The sequence below is a fragment of the Bacteroidetes bacterium GWF2_43_63 genome (assembly GCA_001769275.1).
Taxonomy (GTDB): domain Bacteria; phylum Bacteroidota; class Bacteroidia; order Bacteroidales; family DTU049; genus GWF2-43-63.
Window position 1 is genome coordinate 1 of sequence record MEOQ01000005.1, and the last position, 18,497, is coordinate 18,497.

Here is an 18,497-nt window from a genome sequence, read left to right on the forward strand (position 1 = left end):
TTAAGTTGAACATTTAAAAATTTGTAGCAAATATAATTTGACTACTTGTTGCAACTTCTTCAAAGACCTTTTTTATTACATGGATACTCCTGGAAAATCTTCGAAGCCTGCCCTCTCTTTTGTCCACAGATTATATACCCTCAGCAGGTCTTTGTATTTCAGCGGATGAAATACCTTTCAGTTTGCGACTGAAGCCATTTTCACAGATATGCGTGCTAATATTTTGTCGTCAACAATTATTACGATAACAGATGTTGTTTTTGTAAGGGAGGTGAAATACTTATTTTAGCAATTCAGCTTTTGCCTTATTAAGAGCTTCAAGAAAAACTTCAAAATTCAATTCTTTGATTTTGGGTTCATCAAAAAACTCGATTTTAATTTTCTCTATTCCTTCTTCTTGACTTAGTAAAGCGACGTGATTCCCATCAATTACAATGTAAGCAACTATTTTCTTGTAATTTACCGGACTGCCTATTATAATTTGAAAAGAGTTTTTCATGAATTGTTTAATTATTACTATTGACTTGTAAATTGAGCGTTTTCAGGGGGGATCATCAACTCCTGAGAGCCAGTCAAAATTAAATATTTTTTTATTTCAGTCATGCAAGTATGACAAATGGGGCTGAAGATTTTGTCTGGAGAGGAATGACGGCCTATCGGCCGCCGGACCTTGGTGGGGGAGCTTAACACAGAAAAAACTGCAATCCTTTGGATTGCATCGTTTTTTATTTAAGGCTTGCGCTCATGTGAGCATGGCGCATGCCTTAAATAAAAAAACCGGCTGAAAGCCGGTTTTTTCTGTGTAGCGGGGAGAGGACTCGAACCTCTGGCCTTCGGGTTATGAGCCCGACGAGCTGCCACTGCTCCACCCCGCAATATATCTTTGAATGCCTTTTTTTGCTTACCTTTGCAATTCGGGACTGCAAAGATACAACAATTTTAATACCCACAACAAAAATGTCGCATAAAAGCGGATTTGTCAACATAATCGGAAACCCTAACGTCGGTAAGTCAACGCTGATCAACGCTTTGACGGGTGAAAAAATATCTATTGTCTCGCCTAAGGCGCAGACAACCCGCCAGCGTGTGCTCGGTTTTCTAAGTACCGACGATTATCAGATTGTATTTTCTGATACGCCGGGCTATGTCGAAAATCCCTCTTATGAGCTTCATCGCAAGATGCTGGGTTATATCAATGCCGCGTTTGAGGATGCCGATATTGTGATTCTTATTATTGAACCTGAAACTCGCGAACTCAATCCAAATCTGTTGTTGCGCCTGCAAAACCTCACAGTTCCGCTCATTGTCTGCATTAATAAAGTCGACTTGAGTCAGCAGGAAAAGATGATGGAGCTGATGAATCTATACGAAGTGGTCTTCCCAAAAGCTGACGTAATGCTGATTTCGGCACTGCACAATTTCAACGTAGATGTTTTGCTTGGTCGTGTTTTGGAAAAATTGCCCGAGCATCCGGCCTATTATCCGAAGGATGTGCTGAGTGACCGAAACCTCCGGTTCTTTGTCTCGGAAATGGTGCGGGAACAAATTTTTTATATTTTCGATAAGGAAATTCCGTATCACTGCGAGGTAATCATTGATTACTATAAGGAAGACGAAAACATTCCGAAAATCGGCGCCACGATTTTTGTAAGCCGCGAAAGTCAGAAGCGGATTCTGATCGGGCAGGGCGGAAGTGCTGTGAAAAAACTTGGAACACTTTCGCGCAAACATATTGAGGAATTTCTTGGACAACATGTGTTCCTCGATTTGAATGTGAAAGTGAAGGACTGGCGAGATAATGAAACAACTTTAAAACAACTGGGATATTAATATGAGCAATATACTTGCTATCGTTGGACGCCCGAATGTGGGCAAATCGACTTTATTTAACCGATTGGTAGGCGAACGTGCTGCCATCGAAGATGCGACAAGTGGCGTGACACGCGACCGTCATTATGGAAAAAGCGACTGGAACGGCGTACATTTTTCGGTGATCGACACCGGCGGATACGTCAATAACAGCGAAGATATTTTCGAAGAAGAAATCAAGAAACAGGTCCACCTGGCCATTTCCGAAGCCGATGTAATTCTTTTTCTGACCGATGTGCGCGAAGGATTCACGCCTATGGATGAAGATGTAGCCGACATGCTGCGTAAATGCAAAAAACCCGTAGTGCTGGCGGTGAACAAAGCCGACAACAATGCCCAGGCTTTGAACATTGGCGAGTTTTATTCAAGTGGACTGAGCGAAATTTTTGCCGTCAGCGCTGTGAATGGCTCTGGCACCGGCGAATTGCTTGATGAGATTGTAAAACATTTCAATCCGATGGAAGAAGAACCGGACCCGGGTGTTGCTCGTATAGCCATTGTTGGCCGCCCCAATGCAGGTAAAAGTTCTATTCTCAACACCCTTATCGGTGAGGAAAGATCAATTGTAACGCCACTTGCAGGCACTACACGTGACAGCATTTTTACAGAATACGAGAAATTCGGATTTCATTTCATGCTGGTTGACACCGCTGGAATCCGCAAGAAATCAAAGGTGAGCGACAATGTTGAATTTTATTCGACCGTGCGTGCTATCCGTTCGATTGAAAACAGCGACATCTGTTTGCTGGTGGTTGATGCAACACGAGGTTTCGAAGCGCAGGATCTGCACATCCTGAGTATTATTAATGAAAATCACAAAGGAATTGTGGTGGCCATGAACAAATGGGATTTGGTGCCGAAGGATCATAAGACCATGGAAGAATACAAGGAAAATCTGGTTGCGCGATTGGTGCCACAAACCGATGTTCCGGTGATTTTTACCAGTGCTACTGAAAAAACGCGCGTGATAAAAATGCTTGAAGCCTTGCAGATGGTGCACGAAAACCGCGGCAGACATATTTCGACATCGAAGCTCAATGATGTGATGCTGCCTATTCTGCAGGAAACTCCGGTGCCGATATACAAGGGAAAGCGTGTGAAAATTAAATACATCACACAGCTGCAGCTGGCCTATCCTACATTTGTGTTTTTCTGCAACCTGCCTCAGTATATCAAGGAACCATACCGGAGATTTGTTGAAAGAAAGCTACGCGAAAACTTCGACCTCAAAGGTTGCCAGATACAACTGTTCTTCAGAGAGAAGTAACTTTTTGTAAGAGCTGTTTTTACTCTTAATATGGCGCACTCGCTGTGATTCAAAGATCTTCAGCGATGCGTGCCTTGCAACCACGCCCTCGCTGTCATCCTGAGACTGCCAGCAAAACACGTTTTACAACCTAAATGAAAAATGACACTTTAAGTTGCTGTCATCCTGAGTTTCGCTCCTGTAGCGCTTCTTGTGAAATAGCTTGCGAAGTATCGAAGGAGACAGCGAAAATCAACAGAAGAAAAGTCCGCGGTATAAAAAGAGATCCCGGCTTCCACTGGCAGAGCTTGTGGACACGCGGCGACCGGGAATTATGTACGACTTCTTTTGTTGATTTTCAGAGTTTTAAGCATGTGTGTCATTAGCAGTTTCGCTCCTATAGCTTTTTTAGCGAACCAGCTTCGAAGTATCGAAGGAGACAGCTGGAACCTGCTGCAGCACTTCGATACAATGAAGACCTGTGATATAAAAAGCTGAATGTTTCATCACTCAGTGTGACAGCAGGAAAGTTTTTTGCAAATGCGATTTCTCAATGCTTTCAAGATAACTTTTATCTTTTTACTTTTGTCTTTTATCTTTCCTATGCGTATCGACAAATTTCTCTGGGATGTAAGGGTGTACAAAACCCGCACAGTGGCTACCGAGGCCTGTCGCAACGGTCGCGTGAGCATTAAGAATCAGGAAGTGAAACCCGCACGCGACGTGGTTGTGGGGGATGTTGTGGTGATAAAGCTTCATGCATTTACCCGAACGATTCAGGTTGTCGACTTTCCGAAATCGCGAGTGGGAGCCAAGTTGCTGCCGAATTACATTTTGGAATTAACCCCCGAAGAAGAATTCAAAAAACTCGACCTGGTTCGCGAACGGCTTGTAATGCAACGTCCAAAAGGCACAGGCCGCCCCACCAAAAAAGATCGCCGCGAACTGGACGACTGGATGGAAGAGGAATAGATTTACGATATCTGATATTAGATTTGTGATTTTAGATTCGTGATTTTAGATTTTTGTTCGCCGGGACGAATGATTTATGATTGTTAAGTTTTACAGGCGCGCTGATAATCGCTTTTAACCTTTCAGATTCGCGAATTGTCCCTGCATAATCAAAGAGAAAAGCTTGATTGCAACTTGTTAGACAAGTGTTAAAAATTTGTGTAATTCCAAAAAATTTCTCATATTTGTAATTGCGGTGATTTTGCCGTTTTTTAAAATGTGATGTGTTTTCGCGTCCGTTTTTTGCACAGGGGTCATTTTTTTGCCATCACGGCTTTCAGATCCTTGATTTTTATTAACCATGAATATGTGTGCACATTTAACACGTGTTCAATAAATTTTTGCGATATGGAAACAAGAATTATCAAACAAATGTCCGATTTTGTCGAGCCTGTTTCGAGAAAAGACTTCAGCAATTTTCTTTTTGTTCATCTGCAGCCATACGGAGATCCAATAAATGATATCGAAGAATGCATTGATTATGCCTTGCTTGAAAATGTTCTGGCTGGCGGTTTCATCATTGCCGTTATTGATCGGGAAAAAATCGTGGGTGGACTTATTGTCAATCATACCGGTATGAAAGGTTATATACCAGAAAACATAATTGTTTATGTTGCTGTTGATTCAAATATGCGCGGAAAAGGAATAGGAAAAATGATGATTGAAAAGGCAATTTCAATGTGTGATGGAGATATAAAACTTCATGTTGAATATGAAAACCCTGCAAAACGTTTGTACGAAAGAATCGGGTTTAAAAACAAATATGCAGAAATGCGTTTTAAAAAAAATTGAAATGGCTGAGCTGAATATAAACATTGACCGAATTGCAGGAAATATTATTTCCATCAGTAATTTTCTTGCAAAGGCAAATATTACCTGGAGCCTTGTTACAAAAGTGTTGTCGGGCGAAAGGGAATTGCTTGAACACATTCTGACTCGCGAGCGGATGCAAGGGATTCATTCTTTCGGAGATTCAAGAATTTCATCGCTGCGAAATATTAAAGATGTGTGTTCTGAGGCAATAACTGTTTATATAAAACCACCGGCAACTGCTTATGCTGAAGATGTAGTTCGTTATGCCGATATTAGTTTGAATTCTTCGCTTAGGACCATTGTGAAGCTGAATGATTTTGCAAAAAAAATGAAGAGACGGCATCAGGTTGTAATTATGGTTGAACTGGGTGAGCTGCGAGAAGGGGTCCTGCGCGATAACCTGGTCGATTTTTATAACCGCGTTTTTAATCTCGATAATATTGAAGTGATTGGTCTTGGCGCTAATCTGGGATGTATGTACGGTGTAGAACCCACATACGATAAGCTTTTACAGTTGTCGCTTTATAAGCAGGTTTTGGAGTTGCGTTTCAACCGAAATTTGCCCATCCTTTCGGGCGGTAGCTCTATCACTTTGCCGCTGGTCGATGCAGGCAAAATGCCGGCAGACATAAATCATTTGAGAATTGGAGAGGCTGCCTTTTTTGGCACAAGTCCCCTGAATAATGAATTGTTTCGCGATTTGGATGGACGCACTTTTGAATACTATGCCAATATTATTGAACTCGCCGAAAAAGACATGGTTCCGGATGGTATTATTTCGGACGGGAATGTTGGTCATACGATTGAGTTTGATTCGGCCCGGAGAGGCCGCAAAACAATTAAGGCAATCCTCGATTTCGGACTTATTGATGTGGATTTGAGCAGCTTGAAAGCCTTGGATAAAACAGTGAAATTTGTTGGCATAACTTCGGATATGACGGTTGTTGATGTTGGTTCGAATCGGGCAAAAAACGGCTCAAAAAAATATCATGTTGGCGACACTATTCTCTTTAAGCCTGACTACATGGGCGTTGCACGCTTACTGAACTCAAGATTTACAGGGAAAAGAATTGTTAAGAATTCTGTCCTGGAATAATTTCATGATTTTTTAATCCGCATTTTCTCCAACCTCTCTGCGTCGCTGTAAGCGACCTGTTGCGATAGCTATCGCAAGCGTTGGAGAAGAACAATACAAAATCTTTTTGCTCATTGCGCGGTAATGTAATACGCGACATAGTTCAATCAGACAAATCCCTCCATTCACCAATAACCATTAACCAATAACCATTAACCATTAACCGCAACAATCTTTTCGGAATTAATTATGAATTTCATTTTATGGAAATCTTCGTATTTATTATCTTAGCACAAAATAAAAATCTATGAAAACCCGCCTTTTTGTTTTATGTGTTTTTGCAGCCATTGCAGCAACTGCTCAAACCACGGTTCCCACACAGCTTAATGTGTTTAAAAACGGCACCTACTTTATCATGCGTGAAGGCAATGCCAATATTTCAAACTACCAGGCTTCGGTCATGGTGCCGCCTTCACCACTCCTGAGCACCTACTGGCTTTCAACCACCAAGGATGTGAAAATCGAACAGATCCGTATTTTGAATGATACTTTGAAAAACAAACGAAATTTTTTCTCATACAACGAATTGCTCAAAGCCAATATTGGCAAGAAACTCCGCGTAGTGTACATGCTCGATGAAAAAAATATCCGCGAGTTGTCTGGCACACTGTCCGACTTTAATTCTTCAGCATCAACACTGAAAGTGAAAGGCGCCGACAACCGCACTACATTTATTTCGTCGACTTTTATTAAAGAAATTTCCTTCGATGAAAATCCAATCGAAAAAGCCGAAGTTGACAGTATTGTGCGTCGCGGATTTGTAACTTTCAATAAACAATCTGGTACCATTCCCGTGCGTGTGTCGTACATGCAGAGCGGTATTCAGTGGACTCCATGTTATAATATAAAAATTCTGAACGACAAAGAAGTTCAGCTTGAATTAAAAGCGACCGTTGAAAACAACATGGAGGATGATATTGCAAACACCGATCTGGTGCTGACTGTAGGTAGTCCGAACTTTTATTATGGCACTCAGCTCGATCCGATTGCAACTTCTTATCTGACCGGCTTTGGCTGGGGCGCAATTGGCGGAGCTGCTTACAATCAGTTTTCGAATGCACGCTTCGATAACTATCAGGTACAGGCCGATGACATGTCTATGTCAGAATCAACCGCTGGCGTAATCGATTACAATAATTATTACAACTACAACACGGGTGGCGAGAAATCGAACGATTTGTATTTCTACAAATGCGGAAAAGTTACTTTACCAAAAAACACAAAGACGTCGGTGATGATTTTTTCGCAGAATACGACTTATAAAGACATCTACGAAGTGGCCATCGGCGATCTGGTGAATTATCAGGGCAACCGCTACATCATGGATACAGAGAAAAATCGTCAGACTGTGTTTCACAGCCTTCGCCTGACTAATGCGACAACACAGCCATTCACAACAGGACCTGTTTTTGTGCTCGATGAAAACCTGATGCCGCTGGCACAGGATCAGCTGAAATACACGCCTGTGAAAGGCGAAACCAGTGTACAGCTTGCCCGCTCAAGCGATGTAGTTGTCACTTACACAGAAGAAGAAATATCGAGAACGGACAACTACACAACAATCAACCGCACACGCTATGCGAAAGTGGTGATTAAAGGTGAAATCAAAATTGAAAATCTGCAGGAAAAAGCCATCAATCTGAAAGTTGACAAAACCATTTATGCGGCTGTAACAGAAACTTCCGAAGCCGGCACGAACAAAAAAACCGGATCGTATTATGGAGTAAATCCGCTCTCTGAAATCAAATGGGATTTGAATGTCAAGGGCGGAGAAAAAAAGGTGCTGACCTATACTTACGAAGTTCTGGTACCATAATCTGATTTTTATGAAACAGCTGAAGACGCTGAGGATTATTCACATTGCTCTTCTGGTTGAAGCGCTCATTTTTTTCGCCATTGCGTTTTTCCTAAACAAAGACACAGAGCTTGTCTGGATGAATAGTGAAAATCCGGGTTTATTTCTGATCGGATTAGTTGCAATTATTGGATCTGCTATGAGCGCATTCATTGTTTACCGCTTTATGCTGAATAGTGTCCGTTCAAAAGAGCCAAAAGAAGAACGGTTGAAAGCATATTATTTTGCTGCTATTGTCAGAATGGCGCTTCTCGATGCAGCCATCACCATGTGCATTGTGTTTTTTCTCGTTGACAAAGCCTGGATTTATGCGCTTATACTGTCATTTCTGATTCTGGTTTATCTCAGCATGTTTCCTACACAGCAACGTATTGAGCGTGACTCTGAGCTGAGCATCGATGATTTTTCAGAAGATGAGTTCAACGATTAACTTTCCGCAACCTGAGTGCGTTGCGCAGCGACCTCTCTGCGTTGCGGGGTTGTTGTTGAGCCGATGCACTCAGGTCGATTTCATCGACGCAGAGAGATCGGCGGTGTGTTTTAAAAACACAAGGTGCAAAAACAACATTCCATCGTCCGGAAGCGACGAAGGAGCTGCGGGTCATGGAACCGTTGTTTTTGCTGGTTGTTTCGACGGTTCCATGTCCGCCAGCCATGTGCTGAGCTGAAGCCTGCCCTGAGCCCGACGAAGGGAAGCATGGCGGACGGTGGAATGTCGGAACAACCAGGAATTTTGAAACTGCAATTTTTGAAGTCATAATGAGTTTATAAGCATCCATCAACAAAAGACGTTTCTGAATTTAAGTTATTTGATTACTTTTGAGTTTCTGTTTATGAACCTGAAAAGAATTATTATAAGCCGTACCGACGCCATTGGCGATGTTATTCTGACATTGCCAATGGCTGTTTATATCAAACAGCAAAATCCTGCATGCGAGATTATTTTTCTTGGAAGAAATTACACCAAAGCTATTGCGGAGACCTGCCCGGCCATTGATTCCTTCATCAGCTGGGACGAGATTTCAAACAATTCTGTTGAAGAATTAGTGAAGCTGAAAGCCGATGCCATCATTCATGTCTTTCCGCGCAAGGAAATCGCGAAGGCCGCCCGCAGAGCTGGAATTCAGCTACGCGTAGGAACATCGCACCGATCGTTTCATTGGCTGAATTGCAACAGGAAAGTGAATTTCACCCGCAAGAATTCCGACCTTCACGAAGCGCAATTGAATTTTGAATTGCTCAAAGGCATTGGTATTACTCACGTTCCTTCGATGGGAGAGTTGGCTGGAATGGAATTGCTGTCGCCGAAAACAGCACTGAAAGCTGATTTGAACGCGCTCATTGATAACGGAAAATTCAATCTGATACTGCATCCGGGCTCCAGAGGCAGCGCGCGCGAGTGGGGCATCGATCGTTTCGCGGAGCTGATAAAATTGCTGCCTTCAGACAAATTCAAAATATTTTTAACCGGCACAGAAAAGGAAGGCGCATTGTTCCGAAATGAGCTTGCAATGCTGCTTTCGAATGTGACTGATCTTTCCGGTACGCTGACTTTAAGCGAACTCATTTTGTTTATTCAACACTGCGATGGACTTGTAGCTGCCAGTACAGGACCGCTGCACATTGCAGCAGCAATCGGTATTCATGCCATCGGCCTGTTTCCGCCCATACGCCCCATGCATCCCGGTCGCTGGGCGCCCATTGGGAAAAAGACAAAAGTTTTTGTCGCCGCAAACGAATGTTCATCCTGTCGCAAAACCGCTCAGTGTGCGTGTATGCGCGAAATTTCTGCTACTACTGTGGCGGAGTATCTGATGAGTTTGTGACGAGTTATTAGTTTTTGAAATCTGCTCAGTAGCAAACATAATATTCCATCGTCTGATGGCGACGTAGGAGTCAGAGGATATGGAATCGTTATGTTTGCAGCAACACCGACGATTCCATATTCTACGATTCTCTCCGGGAGTTTATCGCGCCGTGGCGTGAATGGAATATCGTCTTTGCTTTTATGTTTGATATTTAGTGGTTTTACGAAAGTGCGTTATAAGCAGCCCCGCTGTCATCCTGAGTTTTTCGAAGCGAAGCGTAGAAAAGTATCGAAGGAGGCAGCGGGGGGAACTTCGTCGGAGAGTCAACAGCAGGATAAACTAAATCGAAGCACGACCAGCGGGATCAAAACGTATTCTTTAAAATCAGACGACCAGATTTCATTATTCCCTCCGCTTTTGCTACCTTTGTAGTTAGCAAAACAGAAAAGAAATGAATTCAATAAAACGTATTGGTGTGCTTACTTCAGGTGGCGATGCACCGGGCATGAACGCCGCTATCCGTGCGGTAACACGTACTGCTATTTTTCACGGACTTCAGGTAACCGGCATTCGGCGCGGTTATCAGGGAATGGTAGAAGGTGATTTTATTGAACTTGAAACGAAAAGTGTTGCCAACATCATTCAGCGAGGTGGTACTATTCTGAAAACTGCGCGCAGCAAGGATTTTATGACAAAGGAAGGCATGAACAGAGCATACAATAGTATAAAGATGGCTGGTATTGATGCTCTGGTGGTCATTGGTGGTGACGGTACATTCCGTGGCGCTCATGAATTCACTTCGATTTATAAGGATGTGAAAGTTGTTGGAATTGCCGGCACGATCGACAATGATCTGGCCGGCACCGACAATTGCATTGGGTATGATACAGCGTTGAATACAGTTGTTGAAGCTGTTGATAAAATCCGCGACACTGCCGATTCGCACGAACGACTTTTCTTTATTGAAGTCATGGGCCGCGATGCCGGATTCATTGCTTTGCGCAGTGGTATTGCCGTTGGCGCCGAAGATATTTTAATTCCTGAAACTTCATCTTCTATTGATGAACTTATAGATAAGCTTGAGAATGGTCGTCGCAGAAATAAAACCAGCGGCATCATCATGATTGCTGAAGGCGATGAGAGCGGTGGGGCCTTTGCCGTGGCCGAGCAAGTGAAGAAAAGACTGCCTCAATATGATGTTCGTGTAACTGTGCTCGGTCACATCCAGCGCGGCGGTTCGCCTTCGTGTATGGATCGTGTGTATGCCAGTCAGTACGGCTATCATGCTGTAAAAGCGCTGCTGTCGGGCAAATCGGGCATTATGGTCGGCATTATTAAAAGGGAAGTGGTCGAAACACCCTTTGGCGAGGCCGTAAAACACACCAATAAAGTGCGTACGGATTTGAAGGAAATGATCCGGACCTTATCTGTTTAAATCTTCAATGTGTTTGCCCAAATTATTTTACCGCTACCACTAAAAGGTTATTTTACTTATAGTGTCCCTGAACATCTCCGTGATCAGGTGGAGACTGGTATGCGTGTGGTTGTTAATTTTGGCGCGAAGAAGTTTTTTACGGGAATCATTGCCCGAATCACAGATCAGAAACCAGATGAGGATATGAACCTCAAGGAAATTTCGGATGTACTTGATGTGTTTCCGATTGTAAATCAGCTCCAGCTGCAGTTTTGGGAGTGGATGTCCTCCTATTACATGTGCCCGCAGGGCGACGTGATGAATGCGGCTATCCCGGCCGGACTCAAGATTGAAAGCAACACCATTTATGTAGTCAATCCTGATTTCAATGACGATTTCAGTCAGCTGTCCGATGATGAATACATGATTGCAGAAGCCGCGCTGAAAGCGGAAAAGCTAACACCGGTAGATATTCAATCCATCACCGGTCGGCAAGCAGTTCATCATCTGATAAAATCGCTGATAGAGAAAAAAGTTCTTCATCCTGTCGAAGAGCTTGAAGAGCGGTATACACCGAAGAAACAAAAGTTTCTTTCCATTGCAGCCGATTACGAAAACGAAGGGATACTCAATGCTCTGATGGTAAAACTGGAGAAAAAATCGCCGGTTCAGTTCAGAGCATTACTCACTTATTTTAATCTTGCACGCGGAACAAAAGAAGTCTCATTTACAGAATTAAACAAGGTTGCAGGAACTTCGGGGGTTGCTGCATTAATTAGAAAAGAAATTCTATTACCCGCAGAACGCATCGTTTCGCGTCTTGAAGAATGGTCGTCAGACAGCCCTGCACCTACGTTTCAGCTTTCTGATGCTCAGGAGAATTCATACTCCGAAATCAGGGATAAATTGCTTGAGAACAAGCCAGTTCTTTTGTTTGGAGTCACTGGTAGTGGTAAAACAGAGATATACATTCGCTTCATCAGCGAAATGCTGGCCTCGGGAAAACAAGTGTTGTACCTGCTTCCGGAAATTGCACTTACTGATTTTATGGTTGACCGTTTGCGTGCATATTTTGGAAAAGATTTGCTGGTCTATCATTCGCGTTTCAACGCGCAGGAAAAGGTCGAAATATGGAACGAGGTGCTTGAGAAAGGTGAGCCAAAACTCATTCTGGGAGCGCGTTCCGCATTGTTTATGCCATTCAGCAATCTGGGACTCATCATCGTTGATGAAGAGCACGACTCAAGTTATAAGCAACAGGATCCTGCACCGCGCTACCATGCACGTGATAGCGCAGTTATGCTTTCGCGGATAACCGGTGCGGGAATTATTCTCGGATCAGCTACTCCCTCGCTCGAAACATGGGTGAATGCCAGCAATGGCGTCTATGCCCGCGTTGATTTGGCTGAGCGCTTCGGAGTGGCAGTGCATCCCGATGTTCACATTATCGATATTCGTCAGGCAACTTTTCGCAAGAAAATGCTCGGACCATTGAGTCCCGAGTTGTACGAAGCCGTAAAAAAAGCCGTGATGCACAAACGGCAGGTCATTCTTTTTCAGAACCGTCGTGGCTACAGCACATACATCGAATGCAGCGACTGTGGCTGGACCCCGGTTTGCCGCAACTGCGATGTGTCGATGACGTATCACAAAAATATTGAGTTGCTCAAATGTCATTATTGTGGTTACACCGATCGAACACCGACAAAATGCCCTTCGTGCAAAAGCTCGCAGATACTCATGAAGGGAATGGGCACTCAACGCATCGAAGATGAATTGCAAATTTTGTTTCCCGATTACAAAATAGCCAGAATGGACATGGATACCACCCGGGGAAAGAGAGCCATGTCGGAAATTTTTAAAGGATTTGATGAAGGCCGGTTCAGTATTCTTGTAGGCACGCAGATGATTACAAAGGGCCTGGACTTCAGTCGTGTCGATGTGGTTGGAATTATGAACGCCGACAATTTGCATGCTTTTCCTGATTTCAGATCGCACGAACATGCATTTCAGACTATGATGCAGGTGGCTGGCAGAGCGGGCCGCAGAGATGCCGGCGGTCAGGTTTTTATTCAGGTATATGATAAAGAAAATCCGATTGTGAAATATGTCGCCGAAGGCAACTATGTTGAATTCATGGAGCTTGAAACACAATCGCGCATAAACTTTCAGTATCCGCCCTTTGTACGTCTCATTCGTCTTTCGGTCATGCACAAGGATAAGCCGGTTGCGGAAAAGGCCTCAGCGATGTTGAAATCGCTTTTAAAGAAGAGTTTTAGCGACAAGCAATTGCTCGGCCCCGAATATCCTCCGGTAGGCAGGATAAAAAATTATTACATCAAAAACATTCTGATCAAGCTTCCCCGCAATAAAGATCTTGGCACATACAAGACCTGGATTTCTGATCAGCTGATTGCTCTTCTGGCACATCCCGACAATAAAGGTGTGCGCGTAATAGTCGATGTTGATCCGCTGTAAAATGAAAGAGCAGCTCGACGCCATAAAGAAATTACTTTTCGATAGCTGCAGAGCAACGGCTGATTATGCTGTTGATTTATTACTGAAAAAACCTGAACTGCTTGCCGGTTTCGAAACACTTGCATTCTCGGATAATTATCCGTTCGATATGCGTTCTTCAAATGTTATAGAAAAGGCCGATGAAATCAAGCATGGATTCGCTGCTGATATGATACCCCGCATTGTGCAGCATCTCACGCTGTTTAAAAGCGACGGGCCCAGACGACAGTTTCTTCGTATGCTTGCCAGATATGTTCACGAAATCGATGAAGATTATACAGGAATCCTGTATGATGCTTGTTTTGAATTTGCCTGCGATCCTGCACAGCCAGTGGCCGTGCGCCACAATGCGCTGCTGGTTATCGGTAAACTTTGCGTTCGATATCCTGATTTAAAAAATGAAATATATTCAGCACTTGAGTTGCGATCAAACGATGAACACGGTCCGTTCGGCGCTTGGCTGAAAGCGTTTCTTGTTGCGGATCATGGCAATGTTGCAAAAAAATAGCTGCAACAATGTGCAGCTATTCGGAAGAAATATTGTTTTATTTTCTGATATCAAGTTCCTGAATAATATTCGGAGCTTCGGCATATTTTTCAATCAGGAAAAGAATGTAGCGGATGTCTGTCGAAATAGTCCTGGTCTGATCTGGTACATAACTCAGACTCGATGCTGTAGCTTCCCAGTTGATGTCGAACACGATGCCAACCAGTTCTCCTTTGCCATTGAGGATGGGTGCGCCAGAGTTTCCACCGGTCACATCGCAATCTGTAAGGAAACAAACCGGAACATCGCCGGCAGCATTGGCGTAGTTTGTATATTCTTTTTTGTTATAAAGATCTTTCAGTTTTTCGGGAACGATGAAGTCCGGATTGTTGGCGTCTTCGCGTGCCATAAGCTCTGAAAGGGTAGTATAGAAGGGCTTTTCAACACCATCGGTTGGTGTATAGTTGGTCACTTTTCCATAAGAAATACGCATCGTGCTGTTGGCGTCCGGGTAGAATTTTTTCTTGCCTTCAAGCATTTTCATCAGACCATTCATATAGAGCCGTTCACCGTTTTCAAGTTTTTGCTCCATAGCAACAGTTTGATCTTTTATTTGATTGTGTTTTTCGTTGAAAGACATCATTGCCAAAAAACCAGGATCTTTTTCAAGCACTTTAGCATTGGGTTCTCTTAGAAATTCATACACCATTTCCTTGCTTGAAAAAATTGATTTTTCATACAAATAGGTTGCATATAATGAAAAATTATCCTTGAATTTTTTATCAACTTCGTCAAAAACGGTTGGATAAAATTCCGCATTGATGTCATCTTTCATAAAGCGCAACAAAGCGATGAATATCCTCTTATCTACATCAACATTGTAACCATTGAAATAGTAGTTAGAGGCGTAGTATTTGAGCTTTGTACTAAGGTCAGCAACCTTGGCAGCTTTCTGTTCTTCGGGAATATCTGTTTTATTCAGATAGAAATACAGTGAGTCGAATTTATTGGCGAAAGAAATAATTTCAGGACCTCTGAAAACGCATTCTTTGTAATAAATAATGGCTTTGCGATACTTAGCTATTTCCGAAGTAGCTTCGTTTATTGTTGTCAGCGCATTGCCATATTTTGTTTTTCTCGATGCATCAGCGCTCACCCATTTGGTGAAATCACTTTCCATCTGCTTCTTTTTGTCAATCGCTTTCAGGCGCTTCAGAACTTCAATCTGCCCAATGTAATATTTCCAGTAATTTGAAGAACGATTGTATTTTGAGCGATACATGAGCTTAATGGAAGGGTCGCGGTCCATGTCTTCTTTCATCAGTCGCAGCTTGGTGTCGCGAATTTTAATGATGGAAGGATTAATGGTCTCAAGGGTAAGATCCAGCCCGCCTGAAGTCATGGTGCGGTCTGTAGTTCCCGGATAACCAAGCACCATGGTGAAGTCGCCTTCGTTCACACCTTGGGTCGAAATTGGAATGTAATACTTTGGAACGTAAGGAATATTTTTTCTTTTATCATACGGAGAGGGCTTCCCATCTGGTCCCATATAAATGCGGAAGAAAGAAAAATCTGCTGTGTGACGCGGCCAGAGCCAGTTGTCAGCATCAGCTCCAAAATTTCCCAATGCCAAAGGTGGAGCGCCTACCAAACGCACATCGCGAAATACTTCATAAATGAAAAGATAAAATTCGTTGCCTTTGAAGAAAGATTTTACTTCGCCTTCGTAATGTGATCCGCTAACAGCTTCACCAACCAACTTTGCCGAAATTTCCTTGATTTTTGCATCGCGTTCAGCAGGAGTCATTGATTCCTTGAGCAGCGGCAAAACTTTTTGACTGACATCTTCAATGCGAACCAGAAACGTGGCTTTGAGGTTGGGATTATAAAGCTCCTGTTTTTTATCCAAAGCCCAGAATCCATTCTGCACATAGTCTGAATTATACTTAATTGAGTTCTCTGTGATGTACTCAAGTCCGCAATGGTGATTGGTCATCATCAGCCCTTCTTTCGAAACCATGAAAGCTGTGCACATGCCGTCGTTCATCGAAACAATGGCATCTTTGAGACTTGCGTGGTTTATGCTGTAGATTTCTTCTGCAGTGAGCTGGAGTCCCATTTTTTGCATGTCGGTATAGTTCAGACGTTCCACCAGTAGCGGAAGCCACATTCCTTCATCGGCGGAAACCTTTGAGATGGACATTGTGACGACCAAAAGGATAAAAAACAACTTTTTCATAACAGCTTGATATTTCTTTCGTTTGACAAAATTACATTTTTTTAGCAAATCGCTTATTTGCTCAGAATCCGGAATTCGGTCCGGCGGTTGGCCTGACGTCCCTGATCGTTGGTATTAGTGGCTACTGGCTGTGATTCTCCATAGCCATTCGAAACCAGACGATCTTTAGAAATGCCGGATTTTATTAAAAAAGTCACAACCGATTCTGCCCGGCGATCGGATAGATCCATATTATAGGCATCGGATCCAACATTGTCGGTATGACTCATGATTTCAATTTTTAAGGTTGGCAGATCTGTCATGAGTTTCACAAGCCGGTTCAGTTCTTCAACCGATTCGGGACGCAGTGTTGCGCGGTCGAAATCATAGAAAATATTATTCAGCGTGATTTTCTCACCGACGCGAACATCTTCAAGTTTCGCTTTGGCTGTATCACCGGCAAGCAATAGTTTGCTCAGAAACATATCAAGTACCAGCTCCTCGCGTTTTTCATCATCAGCAACAGCGATGTGATAAGTACCCATTTTGTATCCGTCGGCTTTTACTTTTATTTCGTATTCGTCACCAAACATCAGGGTTGTCTTGTAGGTGCCTTCTTCTTTATCAGATGTGAGATTGGCTACAACCTGTTCTTTGTTTTTTGAGTGGAATTCAATACTGGCTTCCAGTGCTTTGTAGGAATTGGCATCAGCCACACGGCCACGCAAAGTGATGGTCTTTTTCTTGGCCTTTACAATGGTCATATAATACAAATCCTGTCCCCCGATTCCGTAGTTTTTGGAGGATGAATAATAGGCGTGTTTCTCGTCAGGAGTCGGTATATAAAACACATCGTCTTCGGTGGTGTTGATAGGATAGCCCATGTTTTCAGCAGCCGACCAGAATCCATCCTCTGAAATTGTGCTGATGAAAATATCGAATCCGCCCATGTTTTCATGGCCCTGCGACGAGAAATACAGCGTCATCCCGTCTGGTAACATATATGGTGAATCTTCGTCAAACGGAGTGTTAATCGTTGATCCAAGATTTTCTGCTTCAGTCCACCTGTCTCCGATTTTTTCCGAGACCCAGATGTCACGTCCGCCATATCCACCTGGACGGTTTGAAACAAAATAGATGAAATTCATATCAGGCGAAAAACAAGCATGTGTTTCCCAACCTTTTGAATTAATGGGTTCCGGAAATTTTTCGGGTTTGCTCCATTCGTTGTTTTCAAGCAATTCTGAGAAATAAATATTGCCATCTCCTTTGTCGTCGCGGTAAAGCAGAATGGTTTTTCCATCAGGCGAAATGCTGATAGTGGCTTCGTGGCCTACCGTATTGATCTTGCCCCCTATGTGTTTTGCTGTGGTCCAGCGATTGTCGGAACCCAGATTTGAATAATATACGTCTTCGAAGAAAAGACCTTTGGGGTCCTTCTTGTCTCCGGTACTGCCTTCTCTGCGACTGGTAAAATACAGCGTTTTCATGTCCGAAGTAATTACAGGGCTGTATTCAGGATAGTTTGTATTTACAACGGTTCCCAGGTTTTCAATTTTTATGCTCAATGGATTATTGATGACCCTGATGGCAGTAAACGATTTTTCTTTGAGGACTTTGATAGAGTCGACCAGCTCGGGATCATCGTACTCAGCGTATTTAATAAACTTATCAAAGTTTTCAACTGCCTTGTTGAATTTGTAGTCTATATGATAAACGATGCCAAGATGCATGAATACATCAATCGGGGCGTTACTTTCGATATAGTCGCCCTGATATTCCCTTACCACAGACAGCGCTGCTTTCTCAAGGTATGGAATGGCGCGGGGTTTATCACTGCTCATGTTGGCATAGCAGTAACCAATTTTAAAATTCAGGTTTGCATTATTCTTGTAAACCGAATCCCATTGGAGGTAAATCTCAAGGGCTTCTTCAAAGTTGTTGTCTAATAATGCAGCTTCTGCTTTGTCGTAAGCATCTCTGTATTTCTTGTCAGTCTGCATTTTTGAAATTTCATCAAGGGGTTGAGAAATCAGTGAAAATGCTGAAAAGACAAAAAGAAAAGTCAGAAAAGTAAACCTGCTCATGAGTTATATATTTTATAATCAATGTGCAAAAGTAATA

Annotated in this window: 15 protein-coding genes and 1 tRNA gene; 11 read left to right on the top strand and 5 right to left on the bottom strand. The window is 43.0% G+C overall.

The window, feature by feature from the left end:
* Positions 1-280: 280 nt before the first annotated feature.
* Entirely contained in the window at positions 281-499 is a 219-nt protein-coding gene (locus A2W93_04895) for a hypothetical protein (GenBank protein OFY56219.1), read from the bottom strand.
* A 304-nt stretch (positions 500-803) separates the two neighbouring features.
* Positions 804-875, bottom strand: a tRNA-Met gene (locus A2W93_04900).
* An 82-nt stretch (positions 876-957) separates the two neighbouring features.
* Between A2W93_04900 and A2W93_04905 the strand changes: the two genes are divergently transcribed.
* The 7 genes from A2W93_04905 to A2W93_04935 all read left to right on the top strand — a co-directional run bounded on the left by A2W93_04905 (position 958) and on the right by A2W93_04935 (position 8,359).
* Positions 958-1,830, top strand: a complete 873-nt coding sequence (locus tag A2W93_04905; GenBank protein OFY56220.1) for a GTPase Era — start codon at positions 958-960, stop codon at positions 1,828-1,830.
* Position 1,831: 1 nt separating this feature from the next.
* Positions 1,832-3,136 (top strand): ribosome biogenesis GTPase Der, encoded by a 1,305-nt coding sequence (locus A2W93_04910; protein ID OFY56221.1) that lies wholly within the window; start codon positions 1,832-1,834, stop codon positions 3,134-3,136.
* A gap of 582 nt (positions 3,137-3,718) precedes the next feature.
* Entirely contained in the window at positions 3,719-4,087 is a 369-nt protein-coding gene (locus A2W93_04915; protein ID OFY56323.1) for an RNA-binding protein, read from the top strand.
* A 387-nt stretch (positions 4,088-4,474) separates the two neighbouring features.
* Positions 4,475-4,918: a GNAT family N-acetyltransferase gene (locus tag A2W93_04920; protein OFY56222.1), complete on the top strand. Its 444-nt coding sequence runs from the start codon at positions 4,475-4,477 to the stop codon at positions 4,916-4,918.
* A gap of 1 nt (position 4,919) precedes the next feature.
* Entirely contained in the window at positions 4,920-6,035 is a 1,116-nt protein-coding gene (locus A2W93_04925) for a hypothetical protein (GenBank protein OFY56324.1), read from the top strand.
* Between the two features lie 286 nt (positions 6,036-6,321).
* Positions 6,322-7,890, top strand: a complete 1,569-nt coding sequence (locus tag A2W93_04930; protein OFY56223.1) for a hypothetical protein — start codon at positions 6,322-6,324, stop codon at positions 7,888-7,890.
* A gap of 10 nt (positions 7,891-7,900) precedes the next feature.
* Positions 7,901-8,359, top strand: a complete 459-nt coding sequence (locus tag A2W93_04935) for a hypothetical protein (protein ID OFY56224.1) — start codon at positions 7,901-7,903, stop codon at positions 8,357-8,359.
* Here the strand turns inward: A2W93_04935 and A2W93_04940 are convergent.
* Entirely contained in the window at positions 8,349-8,708 is a 360-nt protein-coding gene (locus tag A2W93_04940; protein OFY56225.1) for a hypothetical protein, read from the bottom strand. The genes A2W93_04935 and A2W93_04940 overlap by 11 nt on opposite strands.
* Positions 8,709-8,762: 54 nt before the next feature.
* On the opposite strand from A2W93_04940, the gene A2W93_04945 reads away from it, so the two are divergent.
* The 4 genes from A2W93_04945 to A2W93_04960 all read left to right on the top strand — a co-directional run bounded on the left by A2W93_04945 (position 8,763) and on the right by A2W93_04960 (position 14,176).
* Positions 8,763-9,755 (top strand): hypothetical protein, encoded by a 993-nt coding sequence (locus A2W93_04945; protein OFY56226.1) that lies wholly within the window; start codon positions 8,763-8,765, stop codon positions 9,753-9,755.
* Positions 9,756-10,188: 433 nt separating this feature from the next.
* Positions 10,189-11,172, top strand: a complete 984-nt coding sequence (locus A2W93_04950) for a 6-phosphofructokinase (protein ID OFY56227.1) — start codon at positions 10,189-10,191, stop codon at positions 11,170-11,172.
* On the top strand, positions 11,173-13,629 hold the full coding sequence (locus tag A2W93_04955; protein ID OFY56228.1) for a primosomal protein N': 2,457 nt from the start codon (positions 11,173-11,175) through the stop codon (positions 13,627-13,629).
* A gap of 1 nt (position 13,630) precedes the next feature.
* Positions 13,631-14,176, top strand: coding sequence for a hypothetical protein (locus A2W93_04960; GenBank protein ID OFY56229.1), 546 nt, complete (start codon positions 13,631-13,633; stop codon positions 14,174-14,176).
* A gap of 37 nt (positions 14,177-14,213) precedes the next feature.
* Here A2W93_04960 and A2W93_04965 read toward each other — a convergent pair whose 3' ends face one another.
* Together A2W93_04965 and A2W93_04970 are read right to left on the bottom strand one after the other, a co-directional pair.
* A complete protein-coding gene (locus tag A2W93_04965) occupies positions 14,214-16,394 on the bottom strand; it encodes a hypothetical protein (GenBank protein ID OFY56230.1) in 2,181 nt (726 codons plus the stop codon).
* Positions 16,395-16,447: 53 nt separating this feature from the next.
* Positions 16,448-18,460: a hypothetical protein gene (locus tag A2W93_04970; protein ID OFY56231.1), complete on the bottom strand. Its 2,013-nt coding sequence runs from the start codon at positions 18,458-18,460 to the stop codon at positions 16,448-16,450.
* Positions 18,461-18,497: the final 37 nt, after the last annotated feature.